Raw genomic sequence first — 17,125 nt, forward strand, 5'->3', positions numbered from 1 at the left:
ATAGTTAACATCTTAATTATAACTGTTAACACATTAACAATATTCAGAGCCTTCCCATGGCTCTGCCAGGAGAAAGCATGAGCCATGCCTTGCATGACGTCGCGACCGGCACTCTTTTCGGTGTGGCGCTCAACTACCAAGGGCTGCTGAAACAGCGCCTCGCCGAATTCGAACAGCCGCCATATCAGAAGCCGCCGGTCAAACCGGTGCTGTTTATCAAGACGCCCAATACGCGCAATCAGCACCGTGCAGCGGTGGTGCATCCAGGCCAGGGCGAGCGCCTGCAACCCGGCCCAGCCCTGGGCGTGGTGATGGGCAAGAGCGCCAGCCGCGTCAGCCAGGGCGACGCGCTCGATTACGTTGCCGGATTCACCGTCATCAATGAATTCAGCCTGCCGGAAGACAGCTACTACCGCCCCGCCGTCAAAGCCAAATGCCGGGATGGTTTTTGTGCCGTCGGGCCCGAATTGATCCCTACGGCCCAAGTCACTGACCCGCACAGCCTGGCGATCACGCTGTACGTCAACGGCGAGATTCGCCAGCAAAACACCACGGCTAACTTCGTGCGCAACATTCCTTTGCTCATCGCCGAAATCAGCGAGTTCATGACCCTGCACGCTGGCGATGTGTTGATCACTGGCACTCCGGAAGGTCGCGTGGATGTGCTGCCGGGTGACACCGTCGAAGTCGAAATCAGCGGTTTGGGCCGCCTCGTCAACCACGTCGTGGCCGAGTAACAGGAGCTTCCATGAAACACGCCCGTATCCAGTTTGAAGGCGAAGTGCACCTCGCCCATGTCGAAGACCACAACGCCGTGCGCCTGGCCGATGGCCGCCTGCTGGCCGAACATCAAGTGCAATGGCTGCCACCGGCCACAGGCAGCATGTTTGCCCTGGGCCTGAACTATGCCGATCACGCCGCCGAGCTGGCGTTCACGCCGCCGACCGAGCCGCTGGCCTTCATTAAGTCTCCAGGCACTTACACCGGTCACAACCAAGTGACATGGCGCCCGGACAACGTCGCCTACATGCACTACGAGTGCGAGCTGGTGGCCGTCATTGGCAAGCCCGCGCGCAACGTCAAGCGCGAAGACGCCCTGGACTACGTGGCGGGCTACACGGTGTGCAACGACTACGCGATTCGCGACTACCTGGAAAACTACTACCGCCCCAACCTGCGGGTGAAAAACCGCGACGCCACCACGCCTGTCGGCCCGTGGATCGTCGATGTGGCCGATGTGCCAGACCCAAGCAACCTGACCCTGCGCACGTGGATCAACGGTGAACTGCGCCAGGAAGGCAGTACCAGAGACATGATTTTCGACATCCCCTACCTGATCGAATACCTGTCCAGCTTCATGACCTTGCAGCCCGGCGACATGATCGCCACCGGCACGCCGGAAGGCCTGGCCGACGTGGTGCCCGGTGATGAAGTGATCGTGGAAGTCGAAGGCGTCGGCCGCCTGGTCAATCGAATTGTCAGCGAAGCGGCGTTCTTCAACGCCCGTAAAGAGGCTTGAGCAGCATGATCAAACATTGGATCAACGGCCGTGAGGTCGAAAGTAAAGACGTGTTCGTTAACTACAACCCAGCCACCGGTGAAGCCATCGGCGAAGTCGCCAGCGGCGGTGCCGAGGAAGTCGCGCAAGCTGTGGCCGCCGCCAAGGAAGCCTTTCCCAAATGGGCTGGCACACCGGCCAAAGAGCGTGCGCGCTTGATGCGCAAGCTGGGCGAACTGATCGAACAGAACGTGCCGCACCTGGCCGAACTGGAAACCCTCGACACCGGCCTGCCGATTCACCAGACCAAAAACGTGCTGATCCCCCGCGCCTCGCACAACTTCGATTTCTTCGCCGAAGTCTGCACACGCATGGACGGGCACAGCTACCCGGTCGATGACCAGATGCTCAATTACACCCTGTACCAGCCAGTGGGTGTATGCGCGCTGGTCTCGCCGTGGAACGTGCCGTTCATGACGGCTACCTGGAAGACCGCGCCGTGTCTGGCGCTGGGCAATACTGCCGTACTGAAAATGTCTGAATTGTCGCCATTGACCGCTAACGAACTGGGGCGCCTGGCCGTCGAAGCCGGCATCCCCAACGGCGTCTTGAACGTGATCCAAGGCTATGGCGCAACGGCGGGTGATGCGTTGGTGCGTCACCCGGACGTGCGCGCGATTTCCTTCACCGGCGGCACCGCCACCGGCAAGAAAATCATGCAGACCGCCGGCCTGAAAAAGTACTCCATGGAACTGGGTGGCAAGTCGCCGGTGCTGATCTTTGAGGATGCCGACCTGGAACGCGCCCTCGATGCCGCCCTGTTCACGATCTTCTCCCTCAATGGCGAGCGCTGCACCGCCGGCAGCCGCATCTTTATCCAGGAAAGCGTCTATCCGCAGTTCGTCGCCGAGTTTGCTGCGCGCGCCAAACGCTTGATCGTCGGCGACCCGCAAGACCCGAAAACCCAGGTCGGCTCGATGATCACCCAGGCCCACTACGACAAGGTCACCGGCTACATCAAGATCGGCCTCGAAGAGGGCGCCACCCTCCTCGCCGGCGGCCTCGAACGTCCGGCCAACTTGCCGGCGCACTTGAGCAAAGGCCAGTTCATCCAACCGACGGTGTTCGCTGACGTGAACAACAACATGCGTATTGCCCAGGAAGAAATCTTCGGCCCGGTGGTGTGCCTCATTCCCTTCAAGGACGAAGCCGAAGCCCTCAAACTGGCCAACGAAACCGACTATGGCCTGGCGTCGTACATCTGGACCCAGGACATCGGCAAGGCGCATCGTCTGGCCTATGGCATCGAAGCCGGGATGGTGTTCATCAACAGCCAGAACGTGCGCGACCTGCGTCAGCCGTTCGGCGGCGTGAAAGGCTCCGGCACCGGCCGTGAAGGCGGCCAGTACAGCTTCGAAGTGTTCGCCGAGATCAAGAATGTGTGCATCTCGATGGGCAGCCATCACATTCCACGCTGGGGCATTTGAGTCACACCAGCCCCCTAAGACAACAACAATAATTTCAGGAGAATCATCATGGGCGAAGTCGTCCTGGCGGCGAAAATCTGCCACGTTCCCTCGATGTATTTATCGGAGCTGCCCGGCAAGCACCATGGCTGCCGTGAAGCAGCGATTGCCGGTCACAAAGAGATCGGCCGCCGCGCCCGCGAACTGGGCGCCGACACCGCCGTAGTGTTTGACGTGCACTGGCTGGTCAACAGCGCCTATCACGTCAACAGCGGTGAGCACTTCAAGGGCACCTACACCAGTAACGAGCTGCCGCACTTCATCAAGAACATGGACTACGAATACCCAGGCTGCCCGGAACTTGGCGAGTTGATCGCCGCCGAGGCCAATGCGGCCGACGTGCGTACCCTGGCCCACAACATCCCCAGCCTGGAGCTGGAATACGGCACCCTGGTACCGATGCGCTACATGCACATGGGCGTACCGGACGCGCAGAAATTCAATGTGGTATCGATTGCCGCCTGGTGTGCCTGGCATCGCCTGCAAGACAGCTTCACGTTCGGCGCCGCCGTGCGCCGGGCCATCGAGAAGAGCGACCGCAAAGTCGTGGTGCTGGCTTCCGGCTCACTGTCGCACCGGTTCTCCGACGACCGTAATGCCGAAGCCAATATCCATAACTGGACGCGCGAGTTCGACAAACAGGTCGATCTGCATGTGGTGGAGCTCTGGCGCCAAGGCCGCTGGAAAGAGTTCTGCGCGATGCTTCCGGACTACGCCGAACACTGCTTCGGCGAAGGCAAGATGCACGACACCGCGATGCTTCTCGGGCTACTCGGCGGGCCGGATTACGACAAGCCTGCCGAAATCATCACCGCCCCGTTCGGCAGCTCAGGCACCGGGCAGATCAACGCCATTTTCCCCGTTTGACCGTATGGCCGCGCGGTGTCCCCGCGCGGTCTGAAGGAGCCGTCCATGCCCCACTTCATCGCTGAATACACCGACAACATCGAGCAGCAGGCGGACTTGCCTGCCCTGTTTGAAAAAGTCCATGCCACCCTGGGCGACAGCGGTGTGTTCCCGCTGGGCGGCATCCGCAGCCGAGGCGTGCGCCTGGATACCTGGCGCATGGCCGACGGCAAGCACGACTACGCCTTCGTGCACATGACGCTCAAGGTCGGCCATGGCCGCGACCTGGCGACCCGTCAGCAAGTCGCCGAACATCTTTTTGAGGTGATCACCGCGCACTTTGCCGAGCTTCAGGCCCAACGCCTGCTGGCCCTGTCGTTTGAAATGATCGAGCTGCACGAGCAGCTCAACTTCAAGCAGAACAACGTGCACGCCTTCCTCAAGGCCCAGCTGGGCTAGCACGCCCTGCCCGTTCACTCCATCGGCCTTCTCAGACAAAAAGTATAAAACCATGAGCACAGCCAATATCGCCGACAGCCTCGGCAGCGTCGCCCGCGACCGCACCCACAGCACCATCACCTGGCGGCTGATGCCGCTGTTGTTGATCTGCTACCTCTTTGCCCACCTCGACCGCATCAACATCGGCTTCGCCAAGATGCAAATGAGCGCCGACCTGAATTTCAGCGACACGGTCTACGGCTTCGGCGCCGGTCTGTTCTTTGTCGCCTACGCGCTGTTCGGCGTACCGAGCAACATGGCCCTGGACCGTGTGGGTCCCAGGCGCTGGATCGCCACGTTGATGGTGGTGTGGGGCGCGCTGTCGACCTGCATGTTCATGGTCGACAGCGCCACGGGCTTCTATGTGCTGCGCTTTTTGCTCGGAGTGGCCGAGGCGGGTTTCTTCCCAGGCATCCTGGTCTTCCTCAACCGTTGGTACCCGGCGGGTCGGCGTGCGCAAGTCACCGCCTTGTTTGCGATTGCGGTGCCCATGGCCGGGGTGATTGGAGGGCCACTGTCGGGCGGCATTCTTGAGCACTTCCATGACCTGGGCAGCCTGCGCGGCTGGCAGTGGATGTTTGTCATCGAGGGCGCGCCGGTCATCCTGCTCGGGCTGGTGGTGCTCAAGTGCCTGCCGGACAGTTTCGAGACCGTTACCTGGCTGACGCCCGCGCAGAAGCAACAACTGCGCGAACAACTGACGAAGGAAGAACAGCGCAAATCGATCACCTCGTTCTCCGCGATTCTGCGTAACCCGCAAGTCTGGCTGTTGGTGGCGGTGTATTTCGCGGTGATGCTGGCGGTCAACACCCTGGCGTTCTGGATGCCAACACTGATCCACGGCGCCGGGGTCGGCAGCGACGGCAAGGTCGGACTGCTCAGTGCAGTGCCGTATCTGGCGGGTTGCTTTTTCATGATCGGCTGCGGGCGCTCGTCGGATCGCCAGCGTGAACGCCGCTGGCACCTGTGCGTGCCGTTGCTGATGGCGGCCGCCGGTATTGCCATCGCCGGGCTCGCTCCGGCCAACCCGACCCTGGTGCTGAGCGGCCTGATCCTCGCCGGCATGGGCGCCAGCGCGGCATTGCCGATGTTCTGGCAGTTACCTCCGGCGTTTCTCTCCAACACCACTCAGGCCGCCGGCATCGCCTTGATCAGTTCCTTCGGCAGCATCGCGTCTTTCTTTGCGCCCTATCTGATTGGCTGGATGCGCGACACCACCCACAGCGCCAGCCTGGCCCTTTACGCCCTGGCGCTGCTTATTGCACTCGGTGGCCTGCTGGTGCTGCGCACCCAGGCCGCCATCGTCAACCCTCACTGAGAGACCTTTGTCATGCTTGATCAACAGCTCATCCAGCAAGCCGCCGCCCGTCTTGACCAGGCCGAAAGGTCACGGGAACAGGTGCGCCAGTTTTCCCTGGAGCACCCGACGATCACGATCGAAGACGCCTACGCCATCCAGCGCGCCTGGGTCGCCCAAAAGATCAAGGACGGGCGCAAGCTGGTCGGCCACAAGATCGGCCTGACCTCCCGCGCCATGCAAGTGTCGTCCAACATCACCGAGCCGGATTACGGCGCGCTGCTCGATGACATGTTCTTCGATGAAGGCACCGACATCCCCTTCGAGCGCTTTATCGTGCCGAGGGTCGAGGTGGAGTTGGCGTTCATCCTGGGCAAACCGCTTAAAGGCCCGAATGTGACGGTGTTCGATGTGCTGGACGCCACCGAGTGGGTGATCCCGGCGCTGGAGATCATCGACGCGCGTATCCAACAGGTCGACCCGCACACCAACGCCACCCGCAAGGTGTTTGACACCATCTCCGACAATGCCGCCAACGCGGGCGTGGTCATGGGCGGACGCGCCGTGCGCCCCACTGAAATCGACCTGCGCAAAGTGCCGGCAGTGCTCTACCGCAATGGCGTGATCGAAGAATCCGGCGTATCGGCCGCCGTGCTCAATCACCCGGCCAAGGGCGTGGCCTGGCTCGCCAATAAACTCGCCGCGTATGACGTGACCCTGCAACCTGGGCAAATCATCCTCGGCGGTTCCTTCACCCGGCCGGTGGCGGCCAACCCTGGCGATACCTTTCATGTCGACTACGACATGCTTGGCTCGATTGCCTGCCGCTTCGTTTAACAGGAGATCGCTCGATGGACATGCCTATCAACACCTTCAAGCAACGCCTGCACAGCGGTGAGGCCCAGATCGGCCTGTGGTTGGGTTTATCCGATGCCTATTGCGCAGAACTGGCCGCCAACGCCGGGTTTGACTGGCTGCTGATCGACGGCGAACACGCGCCCAACGACCTGCGCGGCATGCTTGGCCAGCTCCAGGCCGTGGCTCCCTACCCCAGCCACCCGGTGATCCGCCCGGTCATCGGTGACACCGCGCTGATCAAACAAGTGCTCGATATCGGCGTACAAACCTTGCTGGTGCCCATGGTGGAAAGCGCAGCGCAGGCACGGGAACTGGTCAAGGCGATCCACTACCCGCCCAACGGCGTGCGCGGCGTCGGCAGCGCGCTGGCACGGGCATCGCGCTGGAACAGCATCCCCGATTACCTCGACAAAGCCGACGAGCAGATGTGCTTGCTGGTGCAGATCGAAAGCCGTGAAGGCCTGGCCAACCTGGATGCGATTGCGGCGGTAGAGGGCGTGGATGGTGTGTTTATCGGCCCGGCGGACCTGAGCGCCTCGATGGGTTTTCGCGGCAACCCCGGCCATCCTGACGTGCAGGCGGCGATTGAACACGCCATCGCCCGTATCCGCAGCGCCGGCAAGGCCGCCGGCATCCTCAGCGCCGACCAGGCCTTGGCGCGGCGTTACATCGAACTGGGCGCGGCGTTCGTCGCAGTGGGCGTCGACACCACCGTGCTGATGCGCGGATTGCAAAGCCTCGCGGCGGCCTTCAAAGATGCACCGGCGCCCACAAGCACTGCCGGTGCTATCTACTGACGCTGCGGTATTCGCGTTTGCTTTGGCTTTGCCGGCAAACACGCTGGCCGAACGCAGGCTTGAATCCGTGGGCAACCCGGCAGGACGCCGGGTTAGCCCTATCAACGCTTGAGCGTCTTCAGCTCATTGAGCAACGCCAGCAACGTCTGCAACTTCTCCTCACCAAAGCCCGCCTGCAGACGCTGATAATTCGCCTCCATGCACTGACTCATCGAGGCAAAACACGCCTGACCTTTGTCGGCCAACCGCACCAGCACACGCCGTTGGTCCTGCTGCGCCTTGCGCCGCTCAACCATGCCCGCGGCCTCCATACGAACCAGCACACCGGTCATGCTCGGTTTGAGGATGCACGCAAGCTCCGCCAGACGATTAATCTCCAGCTCATCGTGCTGGCTCAGGATGCGAATGACCCGCCATTGCTGCTCGGTCAAACCGTGTTGGTTAAGCGAAGGACGAAAAAACCCCATGGCGGCTTCACGCGCTTGGAGCAAAGTAAGGGTCAGGGATTGGCGCGGTTTGGGCATGGGTGCAGGCGTCGCAATTAGTTAACAGATTAACAACATTCTAGCACCCGCGACTGATCACCGTGTGCCGCTTTACCGCCTGGCCGGCTCCAGGGTGGACAGTGGCAGCCAGGATCAAGACCGACGGCACACAGAATCAAGACACCTACCGCTCGGAAGGCAGTTAATACACCCCAACAGGCACAGAGCTTCTTGTCGGCTCTGCAGTGAGTTCCCCTTCACTTTTCCAGGCTGCGCCATGATCAATATCGAAACGCCGACCTACTACTCGGCAACCAAAAAATACAACCTCAGTTTCCCAACCCTCGAACAGGACGTGGAAGCGGATGTGGTAGTGATTGGCGGCGGTTTCTCCGGCATAAACACCGCGCTGGAACTCGCTGAAAAAGGCATCACCAATATTGTGGTGCTGGAAGCGCGCTACCTGGGCTTTGGTGGCACGGGCCGCAATGGCGGGCAGATCATGGCGGGGATCGGCCACGACCTGGAAAAGATCAAGCAACAAGTAGGCGACGAAGGCCTGCGCCAGATCTTTGAAATCAGCGAGCTGGGCGCCGGGATCATCAAGGACCGCATCGCCAAATACTCGATTGACGCCGACTTCTGCCACGGCTACGGATACATGGGCTTCAACGCCCGCCAGGAAAAAACCCTGCGCGCTTGGGAGAAAGACTTCAAGTCGATCAATACCAAAGACGAAATCCGCTTTATGGCAGGGTCCGAGGTCAAGCAGATCATCGGGTCCGACGCCTATACCAGCGCGCTGCTGCACATGGGCGGCGGCCACGTGCACTCGCTCAATCTGCTGCTGGGCGAAGCCAAGGCACTCGCCGGCCATGGCGTGCGCATCTTCGAACACAGCCCGGCCCTGGACGTCAGTTATGGCGAGCGCATCACGGTGCGCACCGGCCGCGGCTCGGTCAAGGCGTCCAAGTTGCTGTGGGCCTGCGACAGTTTCCTCAACAAGCTCGAACCCGAACTGCACAAGACGACCGTTAACACCTACGCCTTTCAGTTGATGACCGAACCGTTGTCGGACGAGATGATCCATCGCATCAGCCCGATACGCGGCGCCTACAGCGATATTCGGCCGGTGATCGACTACTACCGCGTCACCAATGAAAACCGCTTGCTGTTCGGTGCCGCCACGCCGTTTGTCGAGCACATCCCGCTGGACCTCAAAGCCTGGAACCGCAACCTGATGCTGAAGATTTTCCCGTACCTCAAGGACGTGAAGATCGACCTGGCGTGGGGCGGGCCAATGGCGACCGGGGCCAACCTGTTTCCGCAGATCGGCACCCTCAGTGGTCGCCCCAACGCCTTCTATGTGCAGGGTTACGCCGGCTTTGGCGTCACGCCCAGCCACATCATCTGCAAGGTCCTGGCCGAAGGCATGAGCGAGGGTTCATCGCGCTATGACCTGATCAGCTCGGTCAAGCATGCGCAGATCCTGGGCAAGGACCATATCCGCCCACTGCTGCTGACCGCCGGTAAAAGCCTTCATCAACTGTCGGGTTACTTCAACGGTCGCCGTTGATTCCCACCGTTTCATTCTCAGGAGAACTGCCATGCCCGTTACGACGCTCAAGAAAGACATCCAATTATCCGACCTCGATGCCTGGGGCACCGTCGCCGACCTTGGTTCCGAGATCCTCGAAGGTGAAGTCAACGCCTTCGGCAAAATGACCTTTGGCGCACCGACCGACCCGGTCAGCAGTGCCTATTTCGGCACCACCCAAGGCAAGTTCCGCATGGTCTATCCGTTTGCCGAACAGGCCACCGTGGTCACCGGCGAAGTGGTATTGACCGATGAAAGCACCGGCCAGAGCAGCCGTTACAAAGCCGGCGACAGCTGGTTCGTGACCAAGGGCACGCCGGTGCTGTGGGAGATTGTGAGCGAGAGCTTTGTGAAGCACTATTTCGCGGTTGTTTGATGGTTCTGCCTGCCGGCTTCGGTCGGCAGCATTTTCTCCGGCGCAGGTGACCGACCATGCACGCCATCCCCGCTCAGGAAGTCGCCGGCCATTGCCTGCAGGCCTTCACCCAGCTCGTCCCCGCCAGCCAGGCCGCGTTTTATTGTGTCGACCGCCAACTCCAAGCCCGCGATTTCCAACTGCAAGGCATGAGTGGCGAGATGCACCGCGACTACCTGGACAACTACCGGCAATTCGACCCGTTGCAGCCGCGCAATTGCCTGTCCACCGGGCTGGCCGTGGTGCCGCTGGGTTTGGCCATGGCCCGCCAACCCCAGCGTGACAGCCGCCGCTATCGCGACTTCCTGCAGCGCTACGGTGTAATCGATGTGGTGGAGATCGTTGCCCATCGCGCCGACCAACCCCAGGCGGCCATCTCGTTACTGCGCACTGCCGAACAAGGCGCCTTCACCCCCGACCAATTGGCGCAGCTCACTGCCTTGCAGGCCCTGCTGCAAATGGCAGTGGCCAATATGCAGCCCTGTGAGGATGCATTCGCCGCCTTCACGCCCAAGGAGCGCCAGATCGCGTGGTTATTGCGTCAAGGCGCGAGCAACAAGCAACTGGCCCTGGAACTGGACGTGGGCCTGCCCACCATCAAGACCCACCTGATCCACCTGTTCCGCAAGGCGGGCGTGAGCAGCCGCACCGAACTGGTGGCGGCGCTGTTTCTGTAGCGGGCTCAACCCTTCGGTTGATAGGCGCGCGCCCTGCTCCACCTCATGCTCCGGGTTGTCCATTCAACCCACCGGAGCCATGCAATGACCACCCCATCCGACTGGATCACCGTAGGCGCCCTCGCCGACGGTTTCGCCCCCGCAGCGTTCATCCTGCCCAACCTCGCCGACCTCAACGGCAAAACCTTCACCCTGCACTTTGCCAACGGCTGGCAGATCGAGCATCGCTTTGAAGCCGACGCGCTGCACTGGCACGCCGCCGACGGCCACTCCAGCGGTTCGGCCGCGTACCGTGCTACATCGGTGCGACCGGGGCTGTACCTGGTCGATTTCATCAAACACGAAGCCAGCCAGGCGTGGTCGATCAGCCTGGTGCTGGACACCGCCACCTCGTCGTTCACCGCCGTGATCGGCCGCATGCCGCGCCGCGAGCACACCGAAGAAGGCCTCTACAGCCGCGCCCTGGCCGGCAAAGCGTTGACCTCGGTTGAGGTGGATTTCCTCCACGGCAGCCTGGACCAACCCTGGCAACCCGGCCATTGCCCCCACGCGCCGACCCAGGAGCTGACCGGCTTGCGCAACCTGTACCGCTACAGCCCGAGCGAAGTCTACGAGCACATCTACCTGAACGATCAGTTCTACGCCTGGCAATGCATCAAGGGCGTAGAGCAAGGCCTGTGCGATACCGACCGCTGCCACTACTACAAGATCGCCGACCAGTTGTACCTGTTTGTCTGGCGCGAAAAGATCATCCCGACCTTGGGCCTGGTATTGATCGACCTGCAACAGCACCGCAGCGACGGCAAGATCTTCGGCTACGCCGACGCGTCCTTTACTGAGCTGTCGAACTTTCCGGTCAGTTCCTACTGCCAGGTACTCAACCGTACGGAGTATCCCGATGCCTGATCCACGCACCGTCGTCATCACGGGCGCCGGCACCGGCATCGGCGCCGCTTGCGCCAGGCTGTACGCCGCCGAAGGGGCCAATCTAGTCTTGATGGGCCGGCGTCGTGAGCCGTTGGAGCAGGTGGCGGCCCAAACCGGTGGCCTGATCCTGGTCGGCGATGCGGCCTGCCCGGACACCTGGGAAGGCTTTATCGCGCAGATTCGCGCGCACCATGGCCGCCTTGATGTATTGCTGGCGTGTGCCGGTGGGCATGGCGTGGGCAGTGCCAGCCAAACCAGCCCGGCCACCTGGGAAGCCGCGTTGCGCAGCAACCTGGACAGCGCGTTTTATAGCGCCCGGGCTTGCCTGCCGCTGCTGATCGAAAGCGCCGGCAATATCGTGCTGCTCGGCTCCATCGCCTCCCTGGCCGCCGGGCCGGAAGTCTGCGGCTACACCACCGCCAAGCATGCGCTGCTCGGGCTTAACCGCTCGCTGGCACGGGACTACGGGCCGCGTGGGGTGCGGGTAAACGCGGTGTGCCCCGGCTGGGTCACCACGCCGATGGCCGATCAGGAAATGCAGCCGTTGATGGAGGCTTACGGCGACACGTTGCAGCAAGCCTATGTCCGCGTATGCGCCGACGTACCGTTGCGCCGCCCCGCCAGCGCCGACGAAATCGCCAAGGTGTGCCGGTTCCTCGCCAGCCCTGACGCCTCAATCATCACCGGCGCAAGCGTGGTCGCCGACGGCGGTTCGAGCATCGTGGATGTGCCGACGCTGGCCTATGCCCATATGGAGAACGCCCATGCCTGAAGATTTAAATTTCAGCGGCAAAACCGTGCTGGTCACCGGCGGCGCCCAAGGCATCGGCCAGGCCATTGTCGAGGCGTTTGCCTGGCGCGGCGCGCGCGTGATGATCGCCGACCTGCGCCTGGCGCAAGCCCAAGCGCTGGCCGAAGCGCTGCGTGTGCGAGGCTGTCAGGTCGAAGCCATGGAACTTGATCTGGCTGACGCCGCCGCCGTGTTCGACGGTATCAAGGCCATAGACCTGGACTGGGGCCGCCTGGATGTTCTGGTGCACAACGCCGGCTATTTCCCGCTGACACCCTTCGCGCAGATCACCCCCGCCGTCCTGGAACGCACCCTGGCGGTCAACCTCTGCGCATTGTTCTGGCTGACCCAGGCCGCCTTGCCCATGTTTCAGCGCCAGGGCGGTGGCTGTGTGTTGGTCACGTCATCGGTCACCGGGCCACGGGTTGCCTATCCGGGCCTCAGTCACTACGCGGCGTCCAAAGCCGGGGTCAACGGTTTTATCCGCAACACAGCGCTGGAGTTGGCCTGCGACGGAGTGCGGGTCAATGGCGTCGAGCCAGGGATGATCGCCACGCCGGCCATGGGCAATCTGGGCGACGAACAAGTCAACGCCGACATCGCCAGCCGCGTTCCTCTGGGACGACTCGGCGCCCCGGAAGATATTGCCGCAGCCATGTTGTTTCTGGCGTCTGACCTGGCCGCCTACATCACTGGCCAAACCATCGTGGTGGATGGCGGATCGACGTTACCTGAGGTGAAATAACCTCTGTGTCTCTGTAAACCGAATCAACTGCGGGAGGGGCTTGCCCCTCCCACAGGTTGATCTAGCGCTCGGCCCTTTCGAGCATCGACAGTGAGTCACCGAACACCCGCGACAACGCCGCTAGCCGTTTGACGTACCCCTGAGCCGTCGAATAAATCAACTCCACATGCAAGCTGTCGACAATCCCCAGATAGGCATCACAAAACACCTCAAGCGCCTCGGGCTCTACCCGGCTGTACCGACTGCGCGCTGCATGCTGAAAACCCTCGCGTATGCAGGCCAGATACCCCTCGAATCCCGCCGTAATCACGCTGCGAATCCGCGCCGGCGGAAAGTACGCCGTACGCAACAGAAAGCGCAGATGCGCAGAGCCTTCATAGCGGCCGATCAAGCGCTCAAGGTGCAAATAACCCGGCATCCCCGTGTACCCGGTCTCGTCCTGAAAGCATCCAGCGATAGAGTGGTGTTCATGGTCCAGGGCAATCTGGAAGACCGTCTGAAACAGCGCATCCTTGCTCACAAAGTGCGCATACAACGACGCCTTGCGCATACCCGCTCCCACCGCGATATCGTTCAGCGACGAGGCGTCATACCCATGATCGGCAAAGTGTTCGACCGCCACCGCACAAATGTTACTGGCCGACAGGCTGAGCGCTTTCATTGATCGATGGACAACCTACGCCGCACCGACCGCTTGCTGCAGATGGGTCGAACGAAAGTCCTTGGGCGACAGCTCGAATTGCTTCTTGAACGAGCGACTGAAGTGAGCCGAATCGGTGAAGCCCCACTTATAGGCAATCGAGGTGATCGACTCACTCTTGAGGAACGGGTTGGTCAGGTCATCCGCGCTACGCTTTAGCCGCGCCCGCTGGATGTAGCGGCAGACGCTGTCGTCCTGTTCTTCAAACAGACGGTATAAGTGTCGCACCGAGATGTTCAGCCGATTGGCCAGGCCCACGGGGCTCAGGCCCGGCTGGGTCAGGGACTCATCAATGACTTTCTGCACATAACTGCGCAGGTTGCTGCCGTGCAACGAGGCGGTGCTGTCACCTTGGGTGTCATGCGCGTCAAACGCCGAGCCCAGCAAGGAGACAAAGGCCGCCTGCAGTGCCTGCGCCTCTTCCTCTGAATCCTGGCCGTCCAGCCCTTCCCTGCACAGTTGGTCCATCAACACATGGAGCATCCGCCCACAGGCTTTACTCGACGAGATCTTGCCGAAGGTTTTCGAGGCGTTGCCCAGCTGTTTGCACACTGCGTTGCGCGAAAGAGACAGGGATGCATGTTCAATCAGGCCGAAGGGGCTGATCTCGATTGAACCGGTGGAATCCATCAGCAGCATGTCACCGGGGGCCAACTGGATGACCTCGTCGTTCTGGGTGATCTGGCAATAGCCGCTGCGCTGGCTGACGAGGAAGCAATGCTGGTCAATGTCGTGATCGGCGTTGGGCCGTGGGCGCTTGATCAGACCGGCATTGGTACGCAGGGAGGCCAGTGAGAGGCAACCACGGGAGAGCGTGGAAACTTCACCGATGAACAGCGAACGGTTGAAGGCCAGTTCAGTGTCGAAATGGCCACAGGCCGCTCGCAAATCCTGAGTCCAGGTGTCCAATCCAGTGTGCGCAGATTGATAGGTGCTCATGGCAACTCCACAGTGGCTTCTTGTTTTTGTTGGCCAATAGTTAACATGTTATCTATATAGGCGCAACAAGTACGTAGTGCTGACTGTGGAAGCAGTAATGATGCCAAGTCGCCAAAAATCAGAGCGCGCCCAGCACCCGGTGTAACCCCGCCAGAACATCGAACAAAGCCCCTCGCTGCGCGCCGCTCAAGGCGATGTAGCGACGAAACGCGGGCATGCGGTTGACCACTTCGCTGCCGCCCATATGTTCAAGCCGAACGTGCCACTGCTGGCCGTCCAGTGCGATGCACAGGCGCTTGAAGTCGAGCGACATCAACGCTTGATGCAGGGCTTGATCCTGCGTCAACGCAGCCTCAAGCCTGGACAGCAAGCTCGGCGTACCAGCGCGTTGCCGACATGCCAGCCCCGTGCGCCGAATCGACCCGCGGTGGTGCAGCTCGAAGCGTGCATTGCCCTGCTCTGAGGCGGGCACGTTGACCATGAATTCGGTCATGACCAAGTGCATCAGCAATTGCGATTCGGTGCGCTCGCCAACCGCCACCTGCACGTCGCTATCGCCCAGGCCGAACACTGCGCTTGTCGGCCCCGTCGAGGTAAAACTCGCCAGGCCAAGGTTGCGTCGCAGGTACTCAAGCGTGACGCCGGGACGATAACCGGCCGGGGCACGTTTGGCACTGAACAGCTCAGACAGCTTTTGCAGCATGCTCGATATACCCAGGGTGAGGGTTGCCAGGCTCATGGGAAAACTCCTTGGCCAGCACGTCTTCTACCGACGCGGGCTTGAATGGATTGACCTTCTGCACCACCAGTGTCCAGAACAGCGCATAGCTCGCGGTGATCCCAAGCATCACGCCAAACGGCACATAAATGTCGGCGGGGTTCATGCCCGGTGGGGTGATGAACCACATGCCCAGCAAGATGCCGACGCTGGACAGGATCTGCGGCAACGGGAAAAACGGCGAGCGATAGGCCCGTGGCAGATCAGGGCGACGAATCCGCAGGATCACCACCGACAGCGTCACCAGCAGGTAGGAGAAACTCCACGCACACACCGCCGCCAGCACCAGGTGCATGATGTTATCGGTGTTGCCACCCAGCCACAGGGCATACAGGCACGGGATCAGCATCGCCACGAGGATGCACAGCAGCGGCGTCTTGAAGCGCGGGTGCAGGTAGGTGAACACCTTGGGCAACGCACCGTCCACCGCCATGCCATAGAGAATCCGCGGTACACCGGCCATTAACGTGTTGATGGTGGCGGCGCCCGCGAACAGAAAACCGATCCCCAGCCACAGCGGGCCTACCTGGCCCATGACCTGCTCGGCAAACTTGGGAATCGCCATCGGCGTGTCGAGCAGGTGCACGCCCGACGCGGCGTCCAGCAGCACGTTTTCGACCTGGCGCTTCATCGCCGCGCCATAGATAAACATGCAGGTTGCCACGCTCAGCAATCCAAGAATCATCGCCTTGGGCATGACCTTGGCCGAGTTGCGAAGGTCCGGGGCCAACGGTGTAACGAACTCGCAACCGACGAACATGAACATGGCCATGCCCACCAGCGACAGAATGGTGATCAGGTCAGTGCCCACCAGCGACACACCAAACCAGCCCTCCAGCTGCACCGCCGGTGCGGCGATCAGGCCCATCACGCCAAACACCATCAGGGTGGTCCACATGCCGAAGGTCAGGATGATCTCGGCCCGGCCAAAAGCACTGACGCCGAAAGCATTGAGAATGCCGAACACCACCACGAACCCGACCCCCAGCAACCAGGAACCGCCGGCCGACTCCGCCAGGGTATTGAGGTGCTCGAAGTTCACCAGGGCCATGACCCCGGACAGAATGGTCTCTGCCGTGCCCGCGAACACGTGCACGATCAGGTACGCCGACAAAGTGCCGGTGATCGCAAAGAATCGACCCATGCCGCAATTGATGTAGTCGTAGACCGAACCGGTGGTCGGTAGGATCGAAGCCGCCTCGGCAAAGGTAGTCGCCTGGGCCAGCATCATCACCACTGCGATCAGCATGGCCACCGCAAAGGCGCTGCCGCCGATCCCGAAACCCATGGTCGCGGTAAGAATCACCGGGCTGGCCATGATCAGGCCAATGGTGCTGGCCAGCGCGGTTGGAAAGCCGACGCTGCCTCGTTTCAAATGCTGCGTGAGCCGGTCATTGATCGACATGGTGCGGATCCTCGAAAGCGGATTTCTTAGTGGATGCATCGAGCCCTACAGGGAGCCGGCGATAACGCCCTCCCCAACCAGTCCCTGATCAAAACGGCATCGAGCGAAATCACTGTGCGCCCATGACCTATCGAGCGTCTTGCCCATGTCTGCCGTCACTTTTGTTGCTGCCTGCCACGGGCAAAGTAAACAGATAACTCAAATTGATCAGGTGTAACACCCATAAAATGCGGGAGGGGGCTTGCCCCCGATAGCGGTGGATCAGCCATCACATCAGTGACTGACACACTGTCATCGGGGGCAAGCCCCCTCCCACATTTGACCGACTGCGTCTGCCCGCTCGGTGA

The 17,125-nt window shown here is 61.3% G+C and carries 19 protein-coding genes; 14 read left to right on the forward strand and 5 right to left on the reverse strand.

From position 1 onward, the window contains the following. The first annotated feature begins 77 nt into the window (after nucleotides 1-77). From G9Q84_RS19290 to hpaI, 8 genes are read left to right on the forward strand one after another with little or no spacing between them, the layout of a single operon-like run. Nucleotides 78-737: a fumarylacetoacetate hydrolase family protein gene (locus G9Q84_RS19290; protein WP_181643905.1), complete on the forward strand. Its 660-nt coding sequence runs from the start codon at nucleotides 78-80 to the stop codon at nucleotides 735-737. Between the two features lie 11 nt (nucleotides 738-748). Further along, nucleotides 749-1,519, forward strand: a complete 771-nt coding sequence (locus G9Q84_RS19295) for a fumarylacetoacetate hydrolase family protein (protein ID WP_095184845.1) — start codon at nucleotides 749-751, stop codon at nucleotides 1,517-1,519. A 5-nt stretch (nucleotides 1,520-1,524) separates the two neighbouring features. Next, on the forward strand, nucleotides 1,525-2,985 hold the full coding sequence (gene hpaE / locus G9Q84_RS19300; protein ID WP_122753253.1) for a 5-carboxymethyl-2-hydroxymuconate semialdehyde dehydrogenase: 1,461 nt from the start codon (nucleotides 1,525-1,527) through the stop codon (nucleotides 2,983-2,985). 48 nt (nucleotides 2,986-3,033) lie between these two features. Then, a complete protein-coding gene (gene hpaD, locus G9Q84_RS19305) occupies nucleotides 3,034-3,891 on the forward strand; it encodes a 3,4-dihydroxyphenylacetate 2,3-dioxygenase (RefSeq protein WP_032891387.1) in 858 nt (285 codons plus the stop codon). 45 nt (nucleotides 3,892-3,936) lie between these two features. After that, a complete protein-coding gene (locus G9Q84_RS19310) occupies nucleotides 3,937-4,329 on the forward strand; it encodes a 5-carboxymethyl-2-hydroxymuconate Delta-isomerase (RefSeq protein WP_095184846.1) in 393 nt (130 codons plus the stop codon). 52 nt (nucleotides 4,330-4,381) lie between these two features. Beyond that, nucleotides 4,382-5,686 carry an MFS transporter gene (locus G9Q84_RS19315; protein WP_099602412.1) on the forward strand — a complete coding sequence of 435 codons (1,305 nt, stop codon included), beginning with the start codon at nucleotides 4,382-4,384 and terminating at the stop codon, nucleotides 5,684-5,686. Nucleotides 5,687-5,698: 12 nt separating this feature from the next. Further along, nucleotides 5,699-6,502, forward strand: a complete 804-nt coding sequence (hpaH, locus tag G9Q84_RS19320; protein ID WP_032891384.1) for a 2-oxo-hept-4-ene-1,7-dioate hydratase — start codon at nucleotides 5,699-5,701, stop codon at nucleotides 6,500-6,502. Nucleotides 6,503-6,516: 14 nt separating this feature from the next. Continuing rightward, entirely contained in the window at nucleotides 6,517-7,320 is an 804-nt protein-coding gene (gene hpaI, locus G9Q84_RS19325) for a 4-hydroxy-2-oxoheptanedioate aldolase (RefSeq protein ID WP_099602411.1), read from the forward strand. A 101-nt stretch (nucleotides 7,321-7,421) separates the two neighbouring features. Here the strand turns inward: hpaI and hpaR are convergent, their stop codons facing one another. After that, nucleotides 7,422-7,844 carry a homoprotocatechuate degradation operon regulator HpaR gene (gene hpaR, locus G9Q84_RS19330; protein WP_032891381.1) on the reverse strand — a complete coding sequence of 141 codons (423 nt, stop codon included), beginning with the start codon at nucleotides 7,842-7,844 and terminating at the stop codon, nucleotides 7,422-7,424. A 238-nt stretch (nucleotides 7,845-8,082) separates the two neighbouring features. Here hpaR and G9Q84_RS19335 point away from each other — a divergent pair, with 238 nt between their 5' ends. The 6 genes from G9Q84_RS19335 to G9Q84_RS19360 all read left to right on the forward strand — a co-directional run bounded on the left by G9Q84_RS19335 (nucleotide 8,083) and on the right by G9Q84_RS19360 (nucleotide 12,956). Further along, nucleotides 8,083-9,381 carry an NAD(P)/FAD-dependent oxidoreductase gene (locus G9Q84_RS19335; RefSeq protein ID WP_122753248.1) on the forward strand — a complete coding sequence of 433 codons (1,299 nt, stop codon included), beginning with the start codon at nucleotides 8,083-8,085 and terminating at the stop codon, nucleotides 9,379-9,381. A 31-nt stretch (nucleotides 9,382-9,412) separates the two neighbouring features. Next, on the forward strand, nucleotides 9,413-9,778 hold the full coding sequence (locus tag G9Q84_RS19340) for a cupin domain-containing protein (protein ID WP_032891378.1): 366 nt from the start codon (nucleotides 9,413-9,415) through the stop codon (nucleotides 9,776-9,778). Between the two features lie 56 nt (nucleotides 9,779-9,834). Then, nucleotides 9,835-10,494, forward strand: coding sequence for a helix-turn-helix transcriptional regulator (locus tag G9Q84_RS19345; RefSeq protein WP_032891377.1), 660 nt, complete (start codon nucleotides 9,835-9,837; stop codon nucleotides 10,492-10,494). An 84-nt stretch (nucleotides 10,495-10,578) separates the two neighbouring features. Then, complete coding sequence (locus tag G9Q84_RS19350; protein WP_181643906.1) at nucleotides 10,579-11,400, forward strand: molybdenum cofactor biosynthesis F family protein; 822 nt, start codon at nucleotides 10,579-10,581, stop codon at nucleotides 11,398-11,400. Further along, nucleotides 11,393-12,193, forward strand: a complete 801-nt coding sequence (locus tag G9Q84_RS19355) for an SDR family NAD(P)-dependent oxidoreductase (protein ID WP_181643907.1) — start codon at nucleotides 11,393-11,395, stop codon at nucleotides 12,191-12,193. The genes G9Q84_RS19350 and G9Q84_RS19355 overlap by 8 nt, the downstream gene beginning before the upstream one ends. Beyond that, a complete protein-coding gene (locus G9Q84_RS19360) occupies nucleotides 12,186-12,956 on the forward strand; it encodes an SDR family oxidoreductase (RefSeq protein WP_181643908.1) in 771 nt (256 codons plus the stop codon). Before G9Q84_RS19355 ends, G9Q84_RS19360 begins: the two co-directional genes overlap by 8 nt. Nucleotides 12,957-13,017: 61 nt before the next feature. Here G9Q84_RS19360 and G9Q84_RS19365 read toward each other — a convergent pair whose 3' ends face one another. The 4 genes from G9Q84_RS19365 to G9Q84_RS19380 all read right to left on the reverse strand — a co-directional run bounded on the left by G9Q84_RS19365 (nucleotide 13,018) and on the right by G9Q84_RS19380 (nucleotide 16,778). After that, entirely contained in the window at nucleotides 13,018-13,617 is a 600-nt protein-coding gene (locus tag G9Q84_RS19365; protein ID WP_181643909.1) for a TetR/AcrR family transcriptional regulator, read from the reverse strand. Nucleotides 13,618-13,632: 15 nt separating this feature from the next. Further along, nucleotides 13,633-14,595, reverse strand: a complete 963-nt coding sequence (gene feaR / locus G9Q84_RS19370; protein WP_032891368.1) for a transcriptional regulator FeaR — start codon at nucleotides 14,593-14,595, stop codon at nucleotides 13,633-13,635. A 118-nt stretch (nucleotides 14,596-14,713) separates the two neighbouring features. Next, nucleotides 14,714-15,298 (reverse strand): DUF3156 family protein, encoded by a 585-nt coding sequence (locus tag G9Q84_RS19375; protein WP_181643959.1) that lies wholly within the window; start codon nucleotides 15,296-15,298, stop codon nucleotides 14,714-14,716. Further along, complete coding sequence (locus tag G9Q84_RS19380; protein ID WP_122681059.1) at nucleotides 15,279-16,778, reverse strand: APC family permease; 1,500 nt, start codon at nucleotides 16,776-16,778, stop codon at nucleotides 15,279-15,281. Before G9Q84_RS19380 ends, G9Q84_RS19375 begins: the two co-directional genes overlap by 20 nt. Nucleotides 16,779-17,125 lie beyond the last annotated feature (347 nt).

The sequence above is a fragment of the Pseudomonas sivasensis genome (assembly GCF_013778505.1).
In the GTDB taxonomy this organism is placed as follows: domain Bacteria; phylum Pseudomonadota; class Gammaproteobacteria; order Pseudomonadales; family Pseudomonadaceae; genus Aquipseudomonas; species Aquipseudomonas sivasensis.